Source organism: Xanthomonas sp. BRIP62418 (genome assembly GCF_003993495.1).
Lineage (GTDB): Bacteria > Pseudomonadota > Gammaproteobacteria > Xanthomonadales > Xanthomonadaceae > Xanthomonas > Xanthomonas euroxanthea.
Window position 1 is genome coordinate 126,578 of record NZ_QEZG01000039.1, and the last position, 19,427, is coordinate 146,004.

At 65.5% G+C, this 19,427-nt stretch carries 15 protein-coding genes; 10 read left to right on the top strand and 5 right to left on the bottom strand.

The genetic code is table 11. The features are described from left to right. The first annotated feature begins 6 nt into the window (after nt 1-6). The 6 genes from EO174_RS12795 (at nt 7) to sctC (ending at nt 5,968) form a co-directional block, all read left to right on the top strand. The gene (locus tag EO174_RS12795; protein ID WP_126944777.1) at nt 7-636 is read left to right on the top strand and encodes a type III secretion protein HrpB4; all 630 of its coding nucleotides are present in this window, start codon (nt 7-9) and stop codon (nt 634-636) included. Further along, entirely contained in the window at nt 621-1,322 is a 702-nt protein-coding gene (sctL, locus tag EO174_RS12800; RefSeq protein ID WP_126944779.1) for a type III secretion system stator protein SctL, read from the top strand. Before EO174_RS12795 ends, sctL begins: the two co-directional genes overlap by 16 nt. Continuing rightward, nucleotides 1,312-2,640, top strand: coding sequence for a type III secretion system ATPase SctN (sctN, locus tag EO174_RS12805; protein WP_126944781.1), 1,329 nt, complete (start codon nt 1,312-1,314; stop codon nt 2,638-2,640). Before sctL ends, sctN begins: the two co-directional genes overlap by 11 nt. Next, nucleotides 2,633-3,142, top strand: a complete 510-nt coding sequence (locus tag EO174_RS12810; protein WP_126944783.1) for a type III secretion protein HrpB7 — start codon at nt 2,633-2,635, stop codon at nt 3,140-3,142. The genes sctN and EO174_RS12810 overlap by 8 nt, the downstream gene beginning before the upstream one ends. Next, nucleotides 3,139-3,969 carry a type III secretion system export apparatus subunit SctT gene (sctT, locus tag EO174_RS12815; protein WP_126944785.1) on the top strand — a complete coding sequence of 277 codons (831 nt, stop codon included), beginning with the start codon at nt 3,139-3,141 and terminating at the stop codon, nt 3,967-3,969. Before EO174_RS12810 ends, sctT begins: the two co-directional genes overlap by 4 nt. 175 nt (nt 3,970-4,144) lie before the next feature. Next, nucleotides 4,145-5,968, top strand: a complete 1,824-nt coding sequence (gene sctC, locus EO174_RS12820) for a type III secretion system outer membrane ring subunit SctC (protein WP_126944787.1) — start codon at nt 4,145-4,147, stop codon at nt 5,966-5,968. 78 nt (nt 5,969-6,046) lie between these two features. Here sctC and xopA read toward each other — a convergent pair whose 3' ends face one another. After that, nucleotides 6,047-6,439: a XopA/Hpa1 family type III secretion system protein gene (xopA, locus tag EO174_RS12825; protein WP_104583507.1), complete on the bottom strand. Its 393-nt coding sequence runs from the start codon at nt 6,437-6,439 to the stop codon at nt 6,047-6,049. A gap of 467 nt (nt 6,440-6,906) precedes the next feature. Here xopA and EO174_RS12830 point away from each other — a divergent pair, with 467 nt between their 5' ends. Continuing rightward, a complete protein-coding gene (locus EO174_RS12830; protein ID WP_241235895.1) occupies nt 6,907-7,389 on the top strand; it encodes a lytic transglycosylase domain-containing protein in 483 nt (160 codons plus the stop codon). 126 nt (nt 7,390-7,515) lie between these two features. Here EO174_RS12830 and EO174_RS22955 read toward each other — a convergent pair whose 3' ends face one another. Beyond that, a complete protein-coding gene (locus tag EO174_RS22955) occupies nt 7,516-9,105 on the bottom strand; it encodes a hypothetical protein (protein WP_206515069.1) in 1,590 nt (529 codons plus the stop codon). A gap of 807 nt (nt 9,106-9,912) precedes the next feature. Between EO174_RS22955 and EO174_RS12850 the strand changes: the two genes are divergently transcribed. Further along, entirely contained in the window at nt 9,913-12,198 is a 2,286-nt protein-coding gene (locus tag EO174_RS12850) for a glycoside hydrolase family 3 N-terminal domain-containing protein (protein ID WP_126944792.1), read from the top strand. A gap of 224 nt (nt 12,199-12,422) precedes the next feature. Here EO174_RS12850 and EO174_RS12855 read toward each other — a convergent pair whose 3' ends face one another. The 3 genes from EO174_RS12855 to EO174_RS12865 form a co-directional block, all read right to left on the bottom strand. Then, the gene (locus EO174_RS12855; protein ID WP_126944794.1) at nt 12,423-14,006 is read right to left on the bottom strand and encodes a thioredoxin family protein; all 1,584 of its coding nucleotides are present in this window, start codon (nt 14,004-14,006) and stop codon (nt 12,423-12,425) included. 509 nt (nt 14,007-14,515) lie between these two features. Beyond that, nucleotides 14,516-16,762 (bottom strand): methyl-accepting chemotaxis protein, encoded by a 2,247-nt coding sequence (locus EO174_RS12860; RefSeq protein WP_126944797.1) that lies wholly within the window; start codon nt 16,760-16,762, stop codon nt 14,516-14,518. A gap of 406 nt (nt 16,763-17,168) precedes the next feature. Continuing rightward, entirely contained in the window at nt 17,169-17,612 is a 444-nt protein-coding gene (locus EO174_RS12865) for a helix-turn-helix domain-containing protein (protein ID WP_241240007.1), read from the bottom strand. Nucleotides 17,613-17,651: 39 nt separating this feature from the next. Here EO174_RS12865 and EO174_RS12870 point away from each other — a divergent pair, with 39 nt between their 5' ends. Together EO174_RS12870 and EO174_RS12875 are read left to right on the top strand one after the other, a co-directional pair. Beyond that, entirely contained in the window at nt 17,652-18,395 is a 744-nt protein-coding gene (locus EO174_RS12870; RefSeq protein ID WP_104583513.1) for an NAD(P)-binding domain-containing protein, read from the top strand. A gap of 67 nt (nt 18,396-18,462) precedes the next feature. Further along, nucleotides 18,463-19,203, top strand: coding sequence for an NAD(P)-binding domain-containing protein (locus EO174_RS12875; protein WP_126944800.1), 741 nt, complete (start codon nt 18,463-18,465; stop codon nt 19,201-19,203). Nucleotides 19,204-19,427: the final 224 nt, after the last annotated feature.

Sequence of the window (19,427 nt, forward strand, 5' to 3'; positions counted from 1 at the left end):
CGGCCGATGGACAGGGCACGCATCGACAACGCGGCACGGTGGCTTCAACGATGGACGGCGGTGGTGTCCGCCCTGGCGCAATCGCTGGAGGCAGAGCGGGTGGCGCACTGGCTGGGTCCGGTCGCTGCGTTGGGCTGGGAACGCGCGCCTGCGCAGCGCCGTGTGCGCGTGATCCAGGCCTGGTCGGGATGCTGGCGCATGCAGGTCTCTGCGCTGGATTCCCCGGCCAACCGGCTGGTGGTGCTGGCGCCCGACCTGCTCGTCAAGGTATTGATGAGCCGCGCGTTGTTTTCGCGCGCACTGGCGCTGCGCCGCTGCATCGAGCGCGAGCGCCTGAGCTGGTTCGAGCAGCGGGTGGGGCCGGCGGTACTTGAGCATGTGCGCCATCGCGCGGTCACCGGCATGACAGCGCCACTGTTGCCGCGCGATGCCGACCAGGCGGCATGGGTCGGCGATGGCTGGCGTCGGTTGGCGGCCGATGGGGCCTGGCCCGACCCGTGCATCGCCAAGGTGATCGCGCTGTCCTTGCCGCTGGGCGCTGCCCAGGTGGCGCCCATCGCTGCAGATGGCGCGAGCGATGCATTCCTGCAGGCGCTTCCCACCTTGTTGCCGGAGCTGCCATGCGCCTGTGGCTGAGGTCCACGCCGGAGGCGGTCGGCCTGGACGGCGACGTCATCCCCCGTGAGGCATTGGCCCGTGTGCTGGCACTGGACGCCGCGGCTGCACAGGTGCACGCGCGGTGCGCGCAGACGCTGGCGGACGCCCAGACGCGTGCGCAGGCGCTGATCGACGACGCCCGGCAGCAGGCCGAGGCGATCCTCAACGATGCCCGGGACAAGGCCGAGCGCAGCGCACGACTGGGCTATGCCGCCGGCCTGCGCCGTCAGCTCGACACGTGGAACGAGCGCGGCGTGCGGCATGCCTTCGCGGCCGAGGACGCCGCACGGCGCGCACGCGAGCGTCTGGCCGGGATCGTCGCGCATGCCTGCGCACAGGTCCTGCACGGTCACGATCCCGCTGCGCTGTACGCACGCGCCGCCCAGGCGCTGGACGGCGCCCTGGACGAGGCCAGGGCCTTAAGGGTGAGCGTGCATCCGGATGCGCTGGACGACGCGCGGCGCGCCTTCGATACGGCCGCGGCGGCCGCAGGCTGGCCCATGCCGGTGGAACTGTGCGGTGATGCGGGTCTGGCCCTGGGCGCCTGTGTGTGCGAATGGGATACCGGCGTGTTCGAGGCCGATCTGCACGATCAGCTCCGCAGCATCCAGCGGGTGATCCGCCGCGTCCTGGCCGCGCCGCAGGCGGTGCAAGATGACGGTTGAGATGCCGCTGCTGGAGGAAACGCTCGAGCGCGAACTGGCTGCGCTGGCCTTCGGTCGTCGCTACGGCAAGGTGGTCGAGGTGATCGGCACCATGCTCAAGGTCGCCGGGGTGCAGGTCAGCCTGGGCGAGGTGTGCGAGTTGCGCCAGCGCGACGGCAGGCTGCTGCAGCGTGCCGAGGTGGTGGGCTTCAGCCGCAATCTCGCCTTGCTGGCGCCGTTTGGCGAACTGGTGGGCTTGTCGCGCGAGACGCGCGTGATCGGATCGGGCCACCCATTGGCGGTGCCGGTCGGGTCGGCGTTGCTGGGACGCGTGCTCGATGGCCTGGGCGAGCCGGCCGACGGCCAGGGGCCGCTCGCCGGCGACGGCTGGGTGCAGATCCAGGCGCAGGCGCCGGATCCGATGCGCCGGCGCCTGATCGAACAACCGATGCCGACCGGTGTGCGCATCGTCGATGGCCTGATGACGCTGGGCGAAGGCCAGCGCATGGGCATTTTCGCCGCGGCAGGCGTCGGCAAGAGCACCTTGATGGGCATGTTCGCGCGCGGCACGCAGTGCGATGTCAACGTGATCGTGCTGATCGGCGAACGCGGACGCGAAGTGCGTGAATTCATCGAGATGACTCTTGGCCAGGATGGTCTGGCGCGCAGCGTGGTGGTGTGCGCCACCTCCGATCGCTCCTCCATCGAGCGCGCCAAGGCCGCCTATGTCGGCACCGCCATCGCCGAGTATTTTCGCGATCAGGGCATGCGCGTTCTGCTGATGATGGACTCGCTGACGCGCTTTGCCCGCGCGCAACGCGAGATCGGTCTGGCCGCCGGCGAGCCGCCCACGCGTCGTGGATTTCCGCCATCGGTGTTCGCCGAGCTGCCCCGCCTGCTCGAACGTGCCGGCATGGGCGAGACCGGCTCGATCACCGCGTTTTACACCGTGCTGGCCGAGGACGATACCGGCAGCGATCCAATCGCCGAAGAAGTGCGCGGCATCCTGGATGGCCATCTGATTCTGTCGCGCGAGATCGCCGCCAAGAACCAGTACCCGGCCATCGATGTGCTGGGAAGCCTGAGCCGGGTGATGAGTCAGATCGTGTCTGCCGAGCAACGCCAGTACGCCGGCCAGCTGCGGCGTCTGCTGGCCAAGTACAACGAAGTGGAAACCTTGCTGCAGGTCGGCGAATACCGCCAGGGCAGCGACGCTGTCGCCGACGAGGCGATCGCCAGGATCGATGCCATTCGCGACTTCCTCAGCCAGCCCACCGATCAGCTCAGCGACTATGACACCACCCTGGAGCAGCTTGCCTGCGTGATCGACGATGCGTGAGCGAGCCAGCACCTGGACCACGTTGCAGCAGCTGAAGACGCGCCGTCATGAACGGATGCAGGACCGTCTGGGCGACTGCAGGCGTGCGCTGGCGCAGTGCGACCGCGAATGCGCCAGTTGCAGTCAGGAGGCCGGCGCCTGCACCGCGCGTCTGGCCGCGTTCGATGCCACGCTGGCCGACAGGGCCGGCGCGGGTGAGCCGATCGGCATCGAGGCGATCCTGCAGCACCAGCGCTTCCGCGCCGTGCTGGAAGAGCGCTGCCGCGCCGCAGAGCAGGCGCTGGTCGCAGCGACGCAGGCGTTGCAGAACGCACGCGACGAGGCCGCAGCGGTGCAACAGGCCGTGAGCAAGCTGCAGGCGCAGGCGCAGATGTATGCGGAAAACGCCGCCAGCGCGCAGCGTGCCTGGCAAGCCCAACGCGAAGCGGCCGAGGAGGAAGACGCGATCGAGGCGTTGGTCGGGCTGCGCCGGCATCGTGCCGCGCGCGGAGTGCGGCAATGAACGACACCGCCACCGCGCTGCTGGCGCTGTCATCCCAGGGCGTGTCGCTGCTGACCCTGCTGGCGTTGTGCGGAGTGCGCGTGTTCGTGATGTTCTTCGTGCTGCCGGCCACGGCGCAGGACAGCCTTTCGGGAATGGCGCGCAACGGCGTGATCTATGTGCTCAGTTCCTTCATCGCCTACGGACAGCCGGCCGATGCGCTGGCCAGGATCGAAGCGACCGGCCTGGTGGGCCTGGTATTCAAGGAAGCCTTCATCGGCCTGCTGATCGGGTTTGCCGCATCCACGGTGTTCTGGGTTGCCGAGAGCGTGGGCCTGCTCATCGACGATGTGTCCGGCTACAACAACGTCCAGATGACCAACCCGCTGAGCGGCGAGCAGAGTACGCCGGTGTCCACGGTGTTGATGCAGCTGGCGATCGTGTCCTTCTACGCGCTGGGCGGCATGCTGATGCTGCTCGGTGCGCTGTTCGAATCGTTCCGCTGGTGGCCGCTGAGCCAGCTCACGCCGGACATGGGAGCGGTCGCCGAGTCCTTCGTCATCCAGCAGACCGACGACATGATGACCGCAATGGTCAAGCTGTCTGCGCCGGTGATGCTGGTGCTGGTGCTGGTGGATCTGGCCATCGGCTTTGTGGCCCGCGCCGCCGACAAGCTGGAACCATCGAACCTGAGCCAGCCGATCCGTGGGGTACTGGCATTGCTGCTGCTCGCATTGCTGACCAGCGTGTTCATTACGCAATCCGGTGACGCACTCGGCTTCCTCCACTTCCAGCAGCAGTTGCACGATGCCGCCAACATCGGCGGCAAAGGGGGCGCCGCGAATTGATCATTGTTGAGACATCCACCGCCGTGCGCTGCCTACACTGACCGCACGCGCCACCGATGCACTGCCCGACGCCGTGTCTGCAGCCCGGCTGCACGCGGCACGCAATCCCGGCCGACGCCTGCCTGCCGGGCGCCACCCCATCGACTTCTTTCACTTGCCTCGCAGAGGGAACGCCATGGCATATGCCTGTCCTCCAGTTCACCGCCATCGACGTGCGCCATTGGCCGCCGCGTTGTTGCTCAGCCTGCTGCCGTTGCTGCCGCCGCATGCCGATGCCGCGCAGGTGCCGTGGCATTCGCGCAGCTTCAAATACGTCGCCGACCACAAGGATCTCAAGGAAGTGCTGCGCGACCTGTCCGCCAGCCAATCCATCACCACCTGGATTTCACCGGAAGTGACCGGCACGCTCAGTGGCAAGTTCGAGGCCAGCCCGCAGAAATTCCTCGACGATTTGTCTGCGACATTCGGCTTCGTCTGGTATTACGACGGTGCGGTGCTCAGGATCTGGGGCGCCAATGAAACCAAGAACGCAACCTTGAATCTGGGCGCTGCATCGACCAGTGCCCTGCGCGATGCGCTTGCGCGCATGCGCCTGGACGATCCGCGCTTTCCGGTCCGTTACGACGAGGCGGCGCACGTGGCGGTGGTGTCCGGCCCGCCGGGATATGTGGATACCGTCGCCGCGATCGCCAAACAGGTCGAGCAGGGCGCACGCCAACGCGACGCCACCGAGGTGCAGGTGTTCCAGCTGCATTATGCGCAGGCCGCCGATCACAGCACCCGCATCGGTGGGCAGGACGTCCAGGTGCCGGGCATGGCCAGCCTGTTGCGCAGCATGTACGGCGTGCGTGGCGCTCCCACCGCGGCGCTGCCCGGGCCGGGCGCCAATTTCGGGCGGGTGCAACCGATCGGCGGCGGCTCGTCCAATACGTTCGGCAACAGTGCTCAGGGCCAGAATGGCGGCGGCAGTGGTAACAACGGCATTCTCGGTTTGCCTGCGTCGTGGTTCGGCGGTGGCGCGCCGTCCGATCGGGTGCCGGTCAGCCCGCCGTTGCCGGGCACTGGCACCAATGCGCCGGCCAGCGTCTGGCCGGAGATGAGCCAGGCCCGGCGCGACACGCCGCTGGCGGTGGATGCAGGCAGCGGCGGCGAGCTGGCCGCCGACGCGCCGGTGATCGAGGCCGACCCGCGCACCAACGCCATTCTGATTCGCGACCGCCCCGAGCGGATGGCCGCCTATGGCACGTTGATCCAGCAGCTCGACAACCGCCCCAAGCTGCTGCAGATCGATGCCACCATCATCGAGATCCGCGATGGCGCCATGCAGGATCTGGGCGTGGACTGGCGTTTTCACAGCCGGCGTGTCGACGTGCAGACCGGCGACGGGCGTGGCGGCCAGCTTGGCTACGATGGCACCCTGAGCGGTGCGGCGGCGGCAGGTGCCAGCGCTCCGTTGGGCGGCACCTTGACGGCGGTTCTGGGAGATGCGGGACGTTACCTGATGACGCGTGTGTCGGCGCTGGAGCAGACCAACAAGGCCAAGATCGTCTCTACCCCGCAGGTGGCGACGCTGGACAACGTGGAAGCGGTGATGGATCACAAGCAGCAGGCATTCGTGCGTGTCAGCGGCTACGCATCCGCGGACCTCTACAACCTGTCCGCCGGTGTGTCGTTACGCGTTCTGCCAAGTGTGGTGCCGGGCTCGGCCAACGGACAGATGCGCCTGGATGTGCGCATCGAAGACGGGCAGCTGGGCGCCAACACCGTCGATGGCATCCCCGTCATCACCTCCAGCGAGATCACCACGCAGGCATTCGTCAACGAGGGGCAGAGCCTGCTGATCGCCGGTTATGCTTCCGATAGCGACCAGACCGATCTGAACAAGGTGCCCGGGTTGTCCAAGATTCCACTGGTCGGCAACCTGTTCAAGCATCGCCAGCAGAGCGGGTCGCGGCTGCAGCGCTTGTTCCTGCTGACCCCGCATATCGTCTCGCCCTGAGCAGCGCCTTGAGGGGCTGCCGATGCTGTTGAAACGTGCAGGCTGCCGCGTGGACCGGCAGCCTGCACGCGTTGCCCATCAGGCCTGGCCGGTAATGCTCGACAGGTTGGCATTGAAACCGCCACCCAGACTGTTGCCGCCCAGGCTGCTGCCTAGCGAACCGCCACCGCCCATGCCGGCGCCGCCCTGGTTCTGCATCAGCTGCATCACGATCTGCATCAGCATCTGCGTCAACGGACTCAGGCCCTGCTGACCGTCCTGCGGCTGGTCGTTTCCGCATTCCTGATTGGCATCGCTGCCCTGGCTCTGTTGAAGCATCATCATGATGAACATGGCGAGCAATTGATCCAGCTGCTGCTCGGAGCCAGCCGAGGACGCGCGCTGACCGGAGTTCTGCGTTTGCTGGGGCCCGACGCCCATCGTCTGCACGTTGCTGAAATTCGAAAAGTTGGTTCCGATAGATGAGTCCATGGTGGTTCCCGTCTCATGTGGTTGACTGGGTACATCGCGGTTGCCGGAAAGCTGCAACGGCAAGCTCGCAACAGGGACGCTGTGTTGCCCCGTCGGCAAGGTAGAAGAGGCAAGCGCGATGCATCTGCCAGGACGCGAAAGCGCGCTTTTGCTTGCGAACGTGATGGCAGCCAAATCTTGGGAAACCGCTGGAAAACAGCTGCGTTGCAACGCTGCACGCGGTGCTTTCGCTTATGTCATAGACGCTTCGTCCAGCATGTGCCGGCGTGTGCACAGCACCGTTATGGTGGCGCGATCGAGCGGGGGACGTTGGATCAACCGGGGATGCGTATCCACTCCGCCGCGTTGCTGGAATCAACGACGATCAGGTGACAGAGATGACAGAGACCGATACGCCGACCACGTGTGCGTCTGCGCACGGCACGGGGATGTGGCATCCACGGCATTGGGCCACGCTCTCCAGCAACATGCCCGCAGACGAGCGATGGTGCGCGCTCCAGGCCAGCCGTGCTGTCGCGCCTCGGCGATGCGCGTGGCTTGCGGCGGCGTTGCTGTGCGCCGCGCCGCTCGCACGCGCAGACTGTTTTGAAGAAGCCGCCGGTTATCAACACGTCAATCCCTGGGTGTTGCGCGCCATTGCGTGGCAGGAATCCCGGGGCCGTGCCGACGCGATCCACCGCAACAACAACGGCACCATTGATTATGGAAAAATGCAGATCAATTCGATCCATCTGCGGCGTCTTTCCAGCTACGGCATCTCCAGGGATGCGTTGATGCAGCCGTGCGTCAGCGTGTATGTGGCGGCCTGGCGGCTGCGCGAGATGACCAATAAATATGGAAATACCTGGGCTGCCGTCGGCGCCTATCATTCCGAAACGCCCGCCGAGCGCGACAAGTATGCGCATGCCATTCACGCGATTCTGACCAGGCGCGGGGTGGTTGCCGAGTAACGCTATTGCACGCGGCGGTGGCGCACTGCGTTGCTGGTCTGCCCGCATCGCGTGCCCAAAAGGAAGTGCCGTGGGCAGACACACCACGCCCGCCGGATGGCGAGCGCGGTGGTTTGATCGCCGTGCTTACCCGGCCTGCGAGCGAGCCGCCTCGGCTGCGCGAACTGCTCCCTCGGCCTGCCAGGTGGCGCCGATGGTCTTGTACTGCATGCCGGCGGCCACGCCGGACACCGTATTGGAGAGCAGGCCGCTGCGTGCGGGCGACAGCCCGACCCAGGCGCCAATCATGTTGATGGCGGTACCAAGCGCGATATTGGAATTGATGGCGGCCGTGCGTGCGATCGAGTGATCCATGACCCGCTCATAATCCTCGCGCTTGCCTTTCCATTCGGGCTCCCAGATCTGCTTCGTCCCGGCCTGGTCGGCTTCGTGCTGGGTGACATTGATCCAGTCCGCCGTTTCCAGGCCGACATTCAGGGCCGCCGTCATCGCCGATTGACGCAAGATGATGCGGGTCGCCTCGCCTTGGGTGAAAGGCGAGTTCAGGCCGGCCCAGCGCTGCCGGGCCGCTGCAAAGTCCGGCGACGCCAGCTCGTTCGACGCCAGGTTGGCCAGCACGTTGGCCATGCCGTAGAACCTGCCGGCGCTGGTGATGTGCGGATCGCTGATGCCACCATTGGAGCGGGCCGGGTGCTGCATCCCCACCATCTTGAAGGTGGCCTGGATGGTGTCGCGGGCTGCGGCATACGCGGCGATCTTCAGGTCGCTGGCCAGCAGCCTGGCCGCCATCTCCGGTTGGCCGGATGCCTTGCCGGCCGCACCCACGGCGATGTTGCTCAGGATGCCGCCCAGCGCGAGCCGGGTGACCAGATCCGAGTAATGTTGCTGCTCGGTTCTCTTGTTCTCCTGTTCGTCGCTGGATAAGGCATCCCACTGTTCGAGACTGAGATTGTGGAAGCCTCGCGCAGCCGCGTCGGGGTTGCGCTTCTCGCGGTTGCTCCGCAGCGTATGTAGCGCCATCTGCAGCGTGCCGGAGACGGCCTGCATGGCGACCACCGCCTCTGGTGGAAGCTGGCGAAGAGCGGCAAACAATCCCTCGCCCAGCAACTCACGCGCAAATGTGGTCGGTCCCACGGAGCTGGCCTGGTGCACCAGATGCCCCAGCGCAGCACCCAGGTACTGTCCGTCGAATTTGATCGGGAGTATGCCGCGCGCTGCCGCCGCCACCGCGGTGGCGGTCGGTCCAAGGACGGTGCTTGCGCCACGCACTGCACCGGTCCCGATCGATGCAGCCAGCGCACCCAGGCGCTCGCTGCGCGTCGTTGCGGCGGTGGCTGCGGATGTGTGCTCCGGCGGATCGTGTGGTGCAGCCTGTTGGTGGGGGATGGAGGACGGGTCTGGTGGTGCAAAGGAGTCGTCGGCGTCGAAGAAGTGCTCGCTGGTGCTTTCTTCGCCATGCAGTATCGATGCGCTAGCGGCATGCAGCAGCGGGCTCTTGCCGGTGTGCTGGGTTCCGTCCGCAGCGCTGCCAGATCCGGTGCTGCGTTGCGAGTTGCTGCGTCGTCCAGACGGCCTGCGAGGCAGGCCCGCCAGTGCAGGGTCTGCCGTCGTTGCTGGCGTCTGGTTGCGCTGGTGCAGCGGCGGCATGTCAATCACAACGTCTTTATGCGTCGATTGCGGCGGCTGGGAAGCACTGGCTGAGGGGATCTTCATCACGGCATGTCCTCGCTGTGGGGGGAAGGGCGGCGCGCTGCCGCCGGGCTTGCTGGGCTGCCGACGTGCGGCGTTGACAGCCAGCACATCATTCGACGGACGCATGGCGGTGCCGGCCTCGGTTGCAGCGCAGGCGGCGCCGGTGGCCGGCGACGCGTCGATCGAGGTGTCGCCCGGCAAACGCGCGGCACGCAGACACGGTCTGGCGCACGTGCCGTCATCAACGGTCCGGTCAACGACAGTGCGAACTTTCCAGCGTGCAATCGCAGTGCTTGGACGCGCCCCGGCATCCACGGCCACCGTGTGTGGCATGCGTCATCGTCGTCAGTGACTCGAAAATGACATCAAGCCGAAGATCGGGGACGCTTCAACTGCGAAATGATCATTCCGCAACGGAATAAAGCATTCCTTGTGCCGATGAAATGTGTCTGCCGTTGGCCGTGCCTTCGCCTACCCGAGCACATCGTCGTGCTCGCAGCGACGACCACCGTCGAATTGAATTCTCCAGAAAAAGGCCGGCGTGATTCGGATCGCCGCTGCTGCAGTGTCACGCATGTTGGCAGGGCGCCAATGATGGGCCTTCGCGCCCATACCCATCGGTGCGGATGGCTCGGTAGTGCGGCAGATATCTTGAATGCTCACTGCAGGAGTGCGGCGACTGATGGGGTTGCTCCTGCATGTTCTCCAGTTGGTTATTCAAATCAGCAGGATGGAGATATCCCGAAGGACGCGCCGCAAATGCGAACGCGGGATCTGCGCCCGGGCTTGCCACTCCTGTAGCGTTGGCTGACGCCGCCGAGCTTCATCCTTATGTCCGTATGCACCACTCGACGCCAGCTGCTGCGTGGCGCGGGCACACTTGCCTTGCTCGCGCGCATTCCCGCGGGCTGGGCATTGCCGGCCGGTCCGGCACGGCCGCCCGGCTTCATCGATGCATTGGTCGCACGCATGAGCGTGGAGGAAAAAGCGGGCCAGCTCAGCCTGTTCAGTTCGGCGCAGCAGGATGGCAAGGCGATCGTCGCCAATCCACTCACGCGCACTGCCGACGGGAGCGCGCAACTGGCTGCCGCCCGCGCCGGACGGCTGACCGGAGTGTTCAACGGTTCCAACGTACGCTGGCATCAGCAACTGCAGCAGGCTGCGCTGCAGAGCCGGTTGCGGATTCCGCTGTTGTTCGCCGCCGATGTGATCCACGGCTACACCACCGTGTTCCCGGTGCCGTTGGCCGAAGCAGCCAGCTTCGAGCCGGCGCTGGCACAGCGCACTGCGCGTGCCGCGGCGAGGGAGGCCAGTGCGGTCGGGCTGGACTGGACCTTCGCGCCCATGGTGGATATCGCCCGCGATGCACGCTGGGGCCGTGGCGTGGAAGGCGCCGGCGAAGACGTGCTGCTGGCACGGCTGTTTGCGCAGGCACGGGTACGCGGCTTTCAGGGCGATGCGGGGCTGGCCCATCCCGAGGCGATGGCTGCCTGCCCCAAACACTTCGCCGCCTATGGTGCGGCCGAGGGTGGGCTGGATTACAACCGCGTGGATGTGTCCGAACGGACCCTGCGCGAGGTGTATTTCCCGCCGTTCCAGGCAGCGTTTGCCGCCGGCGCGGTCACGACCATGGCCGCCTTCAACGAACTGTCGGGCATTCCCGCCACGGCCAACGCATGGCTGCTGGATACGACGTTGCGCCAGGAATGGGGCTATCCCGGCCTGGTGGTGTCCGACTTCCAGGCCGACCAGGAACTGATTGCGCACGGCGTTGCGGTCGATAGGCGTGACGCGGCAAGGCTGGCCTTCCTGGCCGGGGTGGATATCAGCATGGAAAGCGGCCTGTATCTGCAGCACCTGCCGGCCCTGGTTGCCGCAGGTGATGTGCCGATGGCACGGCTGGATGCGTCGGTAAGACGCGTGCTGGCGTTCAAGGCGGCGCTGGGGCTGTTCGACGACCCGTTCCGGCGCATCCGGCCCGCACGGGCGCAGTCATCGCAGCGCACCACCGACACCTTGGCACTGGCCCGCGAAGCCGCCTGCAAATCGGTGGTATTGCTGAAGAACGACGGCGAGCTGCTGCCATTGCGCCGCAGCGGGCAGCGCATTGCCTTGATCGGGCCCATGGCGCGCGACTGGATCAATCACGCCGGGCCATGGAGCCTGTTCGACGAGGAGGACAGGCGCAATACGCTGGCCGCCGCACTGGCGAATGCGCTGCAGGATCCGCAGTTACTGCAGGTGGTGGACGGCTGCGACTTTGACCAGGCACTGTCGGGCGGCGTGCAGGCCGCGGAGGCGGCCGCCAGGCGTGCCGATGTCGCGCTGCTGGCGATCGGCGAACCGTTGAGCTACTCGGGCGAAGCGCAGTCGCGCAGTGAGATCTGCATCCCCGAGCCGCAGCGGCAGTTGCTGGCGGCAGTTGTCGCCACCGGCACGCCTGTCGTGGTCCTGCTGAGCACCGGTCGCGCGCTTGCGCTGGAAGGCCCGCTGCTTGGCTGCGCGGCGATCCTGGTGACCTGGTTTCTGGGCTCGGCCGCCAGCGTTGCACTGGCCGACATCCTGTTCGGTGCACAGGCACCGTCCGGCCGTTTGCCGGTGAGTTTTCCGCATGCGGTCGGGCAAGTGCCGTACACCTATGCCCACCCACCCACCGGCCGTCCCACTCCGCAGCCGGACGACCTGGAGCCTTACACCACGCATTACCGGACGGCGCCCAATGCGGCGCTGTTCCCGTTTGGCCACGGGCTCACCTATGGGCGCATCGCCTATGCCGAGCTGAGCTTGAGCGATGCGCGCCTGCCAGCCGACGGCAGCCTGCGCATCAGCGCACGCATCTACAACCACGGCACGCGCGATGCGGACGAAGTGGTGCAACTGTATGTCCGCGACCGCAGCGCCAGCGTCACCCGGCCGGTGCGCGAGCTGAAGGATTTCCGCAAGCTCAGGGTGCCTGCAGGCGGCAGTGCGCCGGTGGAGTTCGTGCTGCGGCGTGCGGACCTGTTGTTCATCGGCCAGGCGTTGAAACCGACGGTGGAGCCGGGGGTGTTCGATGTGTGGGTGGCGCCGTCGGCCGAAGCTGCAGGCGTGACGGCGAGCTTCGAATTGGTGGGGTGAACCGGCGTGCGGTATTGCCTACGCACCCAGGCAGACGTGGTCCGAGGAGCGCGGCCGGGGATATCTGCCGGAGCATGATGTCGCCGGGCCACGTTCCATGTTGGCGCAGGAGGATCCCTAACGAATGATGGCGCCGGAATCGGGTGCGCGGGCGGTGAGGGCGGCGGCAGGCACCTGAGACAGCGCCATCGCCGCCCTGCAGCTGCCTGCCGGTGCGTCCCCGCTCAGCTCAGCCAGCTGCTGCAGGTGCTGGTGGTCTTGCCGTCGCAGCTGGCCTGCATCTTCTGCTGCAGGCGCGCCAGCACCGCGCCGCCTTCCTGGCGATGCTGCCTGCTCCAGGTCTTGAGCGCGCTGCCCAGCGCCTGGATGCCCTGACGGTTACGCCGACCGTAGCGATCCGGTTGGCCTGCCACTTCGGCGATCACCTGCGCGCCGGCGGATTCGACGGCAGCGGTGTCCTGCGGGGTGAGCCGGAGCACTCCATCGGCATACCGCAACGCCGACTCCACACGCGTTGCAGGGCCTTGTGAACCTTCGTAGGACTTTTTCAACCACGTCACCGCCGTCTTCGGATCGTTGCGTTCCTCGGCGAGATAGGCCAGGAACTGCATGTAGTGATAAGGCGTCTTGCTACGCGTCAGTTCGCCCAGCAGCAGTTGTTCTGCACCGGCGTTGTCGCCTGTTGCGTCCAGCAGTTCGGCGGCTCCGGCGATGACGGACTCGCGTTCTTCGTCGGTCTTTGCCGCCTGCACAGCCCATTGCACGCGCTGGCGAACGGTGTCGAGCACCGCTGCCGGCAGCGGTGGTTGCGGCTTCTGTGGCGCGCTGTCGGATGTTTGACCTTGTGCCAGGCGAGCGAGATCGACCTGTGTGGAGGCCGTGATCATCCTGTCCGCGATCGGAAGCGTGGCGTCGGCGTAGACCGTGTCCAGCGCCTGATTCAGCGCCAGGGAGAGGGCAGCGCGCTCGCCAGGATCATTGGTGGACGCCACCACCAGGCGCGGCGCAAAGCGGCTCAGCTCACTGCGATTGGCGCGCACTTCCGCCGGGTCGGCCAGCACCGCCTTCAACAACGCCAGATGTGCCGGGCTGGTCACCGGCGGCGTTGGTGCAATGGACAGCGCCAGCAGCGCGAACCTGCGCTGCAATGCGGGCTGCGGCGCGGAGGCAGCCAAATGCTCAAGCACCTCGCTTGCACTGTGCGTTCTTGCCGGCTCGCGCGCCATGCCCCACCACTCGTAGCCGGCCAGCAGGGTCCAGTCGTCGGCGCTCAGTTCCTTCGGCGTCTGCAATGCCCGCTCGAGCAGCTGCTCCGAGGTCGTGGTCCGTGTGGCAGCCACCCGCAGCGCGTCGGTCAGGCGGGCATTGTCGCTATAACCGGCCAGGCGCGTGATCTGGCTGCGATCCGGGCGCAGCACGATGATGGTTGGATATGCCTTGACGCTAAAGTGATCGCCCCACTTCTGGGCATCTGCAAGGTCCGCATTCAGATGCACCACCACGAATTTGTGCGTCAATGCGATGAAGGCAGGATCCTTGAACAAGGTGGCCTGCAGCCGGTTGCACGGTGGGCACCAGATGGCGCCCCAATAAAGCATCAGTGGCTTGCCGCTCTCCTTGGCCTCGGCAAAGGCACCCTCGACGTCCCCTTCGCGCCAGGCGATGCCGGTGCTGGCGGCAGCTGGGGCAGCGGTCCGGGTCTGCGCCGGTGGTGCTGGTGTGTCCGGCTTGCCGCAGCCGGTCAGGCTTGCCAGCACCGCCAACAGCGCGATCGATAGGGGCCAAGGGCGCTGGAATGACAGCAGCATGAGAAATCACCAGTGAGAGCGGGGAGGATCGAATGACTGAGCGCGCGGCATTGCGCCTGCGCTCGATGACGTCACGCCCTATTTAGCGCTGCCGGCAATCCGGCAGCGTCACTGGATGCGAAGTGGCGTTGGCGCCAGCGCAGTGATGCGAGTCAAGGTCTCGACGACGCACGGGGCATGGCGCCCGTCGTGCGCGAAGGTCCGATCAACGGAAATGAAAACGGGTACGATCGCCCAGCATTGCGCGCTCCTTCGCCGGCAGGTGCCGGTGCATCGCAGCGCTCGGCATCGCCTGCGTGGAGGGCCGCGGATCCATCGATAGGCCTGGTGCTGCAGGTGTGTTGACCGTCTCCGGATAGCCGCGATCGGGGTGTCACCATCCAGTCATGGACGGTCAACGCATCAGCGATGTGCATGGCATCGCCGGCCCGGCGGCAGCGCTTCTTGCTTCAGCCAGCAACCTCACACGCAAGAGAGCCCGGATCGCCGGGCCTCTGGTTGCCTGAGGACTAAAATTCCCGCCAGTTGGCTGCGTCCATGGCGGTGGGAGCGGTCGGCTTTTGTGGCGCAACCGCCCGGCGTGTCGGCGTCTTGCCAGGTGCCGGGTTTTTCCCCTGGGCGACGTTATGGGCTGCTGTTGCCCGCGCCGGGGCGTGCGCGGTGCGGACCTTGGCCTCTTCTATCTTGAACACCGCGACCGCCTGCGTGAGTTGCCCGGCCTGTTCTTCCATCGAACGCGCCGCGGCGGTGGCTTCTTCCACCAGCGCGGCGTTCTGCTGGGTGGTTTCGTCCATCTGGGTCACGGTGAGGTTGACCTGCTCGATGCCTGCGGACTGTTCCTGCGAGGCGGCCGAGATCTCGCCCATGATGTCGGTCACGCGCTGCACGCTGGCCACGATCTCCGCCATCGTGGAGCCCGCGGTATGCACCAGCGTCGAGCCTTCGGCAACGCGCTGCACCGAGTCGTCGATCAATCCCTTGATCTCCTTGGCCGCCGCGGTGGAGCGCTGGGCCAGGGTGCGCACTTCCGAGGCGACCACGGCGAAGCCACGGCCCTGTTCGCCGGCACGCGCCGCTTCCACGGCGGCATTGAGCGCCAGGATATTGGTCTGGAAAGAGATGCCGTCGATGACCGAAATGATGTCGGCGATCTTCCTGGACGAGGCTTCGATGCCGGCCATGGTGCCGACGACCTTGCTGACGATCTCCCCGCCCTGCGATGCCACGCTTGCCGCGCCGATCGCCAGTTGATTGGCCTGACGCGCGTGCTCGGCATTCTGCCTGACCGTGGACGTCAGCTCTTCCATCGAGGCGGCGGTTTCTTCCAGGTTGGCGGCCTGCTGTTCGGTGCGCTGCGACAGGTCCTGGTTGCCGGCGGCGATCTCGCTGGCGGCCGAGTTGATGGAGATCGCCGAGTGCTGGATGCGTCCGACGATGTCTGCAAGCTGCGCGGCGGTGGTGTTGGCATCGTCGCGCATCTGCGCGAACACGCCATTGAAGTCGCCGCGCATGCGCGCGGTCAGGTCGCCGGCGGCGATGGATTGCAGCAGCGACGACAGCGACTGCAGGTTGCCATCGGCGGTGGCCATCAGCTGGTTCAGGCTGTCGACCATCACGTGGAAATCGTACTGGAAACGGTCGGCGTCGCCGCGCGCGGTGAAATCGCCACTGGCGGCGGCCTGTGCGAGCTGCTTGATCTGGTCATTCATCGCGGTCAGATTGGCCTTGACCTCGTCCATGGTCCGGGTAAGCACGGCCTTTTCGCCCGGCAGGCGGTCCATCTCGTCGGAGAGATCGCCAATCGCGTAGCGCCCGATGATCTGGGTCAGGCGCATCGTCACCGCGATGTGCGAACTCACCAGCGCGTTGGCATCGCGCACCATGTGGCCATACTCTCCGGGAAATGCGCCCTCGTCCATGCGGTAGCTCATTTCGCCAGCGTCGTGTCGACGCGCCATTTCCAGCTGCGCCGCGATGACTCCCTGCAGACGATCGCGGATGCGGTAGACCGCGCTGGCAAGTTGTACGGTTTCGTCCTTGCCGCTGACCTTGATATCGACATCCAGCACGCCGCGCGACAGTTGCTCAACGGCGGCCACCGCCCGCCGAATCGAGGCGGAGATCGCGTTGCCCAGGATCAGTGCGAGGCTGACGCCGGCCAGTGCGATCAGGCCCAGGGCGATCGCCGACAGGGTCATCGCGCGCGTGTTGGTGGCTTGCTGCTGCTGGTAACGCAGCTTGGCGGAGCTGGCCAGCTCATCGCGCAAGGTGGCCAGCCCGGCGAATGTGGCGTTCGCGTTGTCCTTGACCTGGGTGCGGTTGACTTCCGCGCCGCCCGCGACATCTCCTGCCTCGATCAACTCGATCTGGCGCTGCATGCCGGCCTGCATGGCCGCGTAGCTCGTCTTGATCTTCTGCAACTGGGCCGCGTGCTGCTTTTCGTTGTGCAGCATCTGCTCCAGTTCCACGATGCTGGCGGCCGCCTGGGTGAATCGCTTCTCGTTTTCCTGTTTCCACTGCGTAATCAGCTCCGGCGTGCCGATGGCAATCATGCGCAAGATGTTGATGTCGACGCGCGTCAGCTGGCCGTCGATGCTGCTGGCAAGCGCAGAGCCGATGAAGTCCCGGTTGTAGAGCGTGCCGACATTGTTCTTGGAGGTGTGCAGGCTGTTCAGTAGGAACAGGCACAGCAGGATGCTCGGGATCAGCGTTCCCAACAATGCCAATAAGAATTTGCTCTTGATCGTGGTTAGCATGACGGGCCTGGTGATGCAGCTGAGGGGGTGGGGAAACCGATGGGATGGGCGGGACGGCAAGGGAGCCTGACGCGACGCCCTGGCAGCGGACCTGTTCAGATCGGTAGAGATTGCTTGCCCTGTCCTTCCTTAGCGGCGGTCATCACAAAACCTTGATGCAGCGAAAGCCGCAGCGAATCGATGTCGCAACACATAAGAGATATTTTGATTGTCTGATAGCAACAGGGCAGCAAAGCTATCTCGATGGACTGGATGCGACTCTGTGTAATGACGGGCTCGACCTGATGCCTGATGCCTGATGCCTCCGGCCGGTCCAACGTCCCGCGACAGCACAAGCTCGTAGGAACTGCTGCCATCGCGCGCAGCGCTGATGCGCGGACGCGTAGTGGGCTCGGCAAGGTTGGGTTTAGACTCCCCGACGCACGTCGTCGGCCGTAGCAAGACGGCTTTCTGTCAATTCGGCCCATTGCACTAGCGCCTCGAATGACGGGCCGAGCGCACGTCCCAGTGCGCTTAGGGTGTATTCCACCTTGGGGGGTACCTGGGGATAAAGCGTGCGGATGACGATCCCATCCCCTTCCAATGCTTTAAGTTGCTGGATAAGCATTTTCTGGGTGACGTCCGGTATCCGACGTTCCAATTCTGAGAAGCGCAACGGCCCGTCCGCCGCGAGAAGATGGACGATGATGACAATCTTCCATTTGCCCTCGAAAACGCGAAGAGCGCGGGCTGCAGTGGCGGCCCACGCACGCTGCTGTTTGGGATCCTGACAAGGCGGGTCCTGAGCCATTGGCTTACCTCTGGTGAGTACCCCACCATTTGGTGGGTTCTTGCTGATCTTACCGTTCACTACTAGCTTGTTTCCTCACAAAAATTGCGAGGAGTTACATTGAAGATCGGCATCTTGGGCACTGGCCACATTGGCAAGACACTCGTCCGCAGGCTTGCTGCGGTAGGGCATGACGTGAAGGTCGCCAACTCGCGCGGGCCCGACACGATTCAGCGCGACACGTTCGTCAACGGCGGCCATGCAGTCACCGCGCAAGAGGCGATAGTCGATGTTGAGGTTGTCATCCTTTCCATCCCGTTGAACCGTATTCCGGCAGCAAGCCCGCTGCTTTCCTCCATCCCCGCCGAGACGGTGGTGATCGACACCTCCAACTATTACCCCACACGGGACGGCTTGATCCAGGACATCGATCAAGGAAAGGTGGAAAGTCTCTGGGTTGCAGCGCAGCTTGGCCGTCCGATCGCCAAGGCCTGGAATGCAATCGGCGCGGCGTCCTTTGCAGACAGGGATAAGCCGGCCGGCGATCCGCAACGCATTGCGATCCCGGTTGCTGCCGATCGTCAAGAAGACCTGCGCGTCACCATGGCGCTCGTCAACGACACCGGCCTGGACGCGGTCGACGCCGGCAGCCTATCCGAGTCCTGGCGGCAGCAGCCTGGCAGTCCGGTCTATTGCACCGACTTGACTCGCCAGGAGATCCTGCAGGCGTTGGCCGCGGCTGAGAAGGCTCGCCTTCCGAAACGCAGGGACCTGGTCCTGGACGTTTTGGCCGAACGGATCGGCCAGGCCGGCTCCCCGGATGGCAATTATCTGGTGCGCATCAATCGCGCGATTTTCATGTGAGCCGCGTACCGGGCAACGGCACGCGGGCCTGAGCAACACGGCTCACATGTCCTGGAAAGGAGTGAACATGAACATCGGCATTATTGGCGCAGGCAATATCGGTGGCGCGTTGGCGCGCAAATTCGTCGCAGCCGGACACTTCGTCAAACTGGCCGGATCCAGAGGACCCGACAGCATTCGCGAACTGGCCGACAAGATCGGCGCCGAGCCTGTCACGGCGGAACAAGCGGTCACGGGGGTGGAGGTGATCGTGCTGTCGATCCCGTTCGCCAGGATTCCCGAGGTTGCCGGCTTGTTTTCGACCGTGCCTGCGGAGGTGGCGGTGATCGATACCTCGAACTACTACCCGCAGCTCGGCACCAGGATCCCGGAAGTCGACGGCGGCAAGCTGGAGAGTGTCTGGTCCAGCGAGCAGCTTGGCCGGCCCATCATCAAGGCATTCAACGCCGTGCTCGCCAGGACACTGGCTGAGCGCGGCAAGCCCGCAGGCACGCAGAACCGGATCGCCATCCCGGTGGCAGGCGACAGTCCGGCCGGCAAGGCGATCGCGCAGCAACTGCTCGACGCTGCCGGGTTCGACTCGGTCGACGCGGGAAATCTTGCAGATTCATGGCGGCAGCAGCCAGGCACGCCTGCGTATTGCACCGAGCTTCCGACCGCTGAGCTGGCGTCAGCGCTCAAGGCCGCAGTGAAGGGTGATGCACCGGGTCATCGCGATGCACTGATGGCCGAGTTCCTTGGGGCCGACGCACCGCCAAGTCACGAGACGATCGTTACGCGCAACCGGGCAGTGACCGCGCCCCGCTGAGATCCGATTCCAGGGGATCGGAAGAACCTTCGTGAGGAGCGGGTGCCAAACCGAATGGATCCAGCCGGTTGCACATCGCACCGGGATGGTCTGCGCGCTGCAAAGGTGTCGAAGGCGCTCACCTGTAAGCACTGGATGCGCGCGGCGAACATGCCTGCGCATCTCGCGGTCGCGGCCTTGCAGCCATTAATGCGCCCACGGGTGAATGACCGGCGTCAGCACGG

Excerpts from the sequence above, each read along its gene's own strand:
- EO174_RS12795 (WP_126944777.1), top strand. The coding sequence starts at position 7 with ATGGACAGGGCACGCATCGACAACGCGGCACGGTGGCTTCAACGATGG.
- sctL (WP_126944779.1), top strand. The coding sequence starts at position 621 with ATGCGCCTGTGGCTGAGGTCCACGCCGGAGGCGGTCGGCCTGGACGGC.
- sctN (WP_126944781.1), top strand. The coding sequence starts at position 1,312 with ATGACGGTTGAGATGCCGCTGCTGGAGGAAACGCTCGAGCGCGAACTG.
- EO174_RS12810 (WP_126944783.1), top strand. The coding sequence starts at position 2,633 with ATGCGTGAGCGAGCCAGCACCTGGACCACGTTGCAGCAGCTGAAGACG.
- sctT (WP_126944785.1), top strand. The coding sequence starts at position 3,139 with ATGAACGACACCGCCACCGCGCTGCTGGCGCTGTCATCCCAGGGCGTG.
- sctC (WP_126944787.1), top strand. The coding sequence starts at position 4,145 with ATGGCATATGCCTGTCCTCCAGTTCACCGCCATCGACGTGCGCCATTG.
- xopA (WP_104583507.1), bottom strand. The coding sequence starts at position 6,439 with ATGGACTCATCTATCGGAACCAACTTTTCGAATTTCAGCAACGTGCAG.
- EO174_RS12830 (WP_241235895.1), top strand. The coding sequence starts at position 6,907 with ATGCCCGCAGACGAGCGATGGTGCGCGCTCCAGGCCAGCCGTGCTGTC.
- EO174_RS12850 (WP_126944792.1), top strand. The coding sequence starts at position 9,913 with ATGTCCGTATGCACCACTCGACGCCAGCTGCTGCGTGGCGCGGGCACA.
- EO174_RS12855 (WP_126944794.1), bottom strand. The coding sequence starts at position 14,006 with ATGCTGCTGTCATTCCAGCGCCCTTGGCCCCTATCGATCGCGCTGTTG.
- EO174_RS12860 (WP_126944797.1), bottom strand. The coding sequence starts at position 16,762 with ATGCTAACCACGATCAAGAGCAAATTCTTATTGGCATTGTTGGGAACG.
- EO174_RS12875 (WP_126944800.1), top strand. The coding sequence starts at position 18,463 with ATGAACATCGGCATTATTGGCGCAGGCAATATCGGTGGCGCGTTGGCG.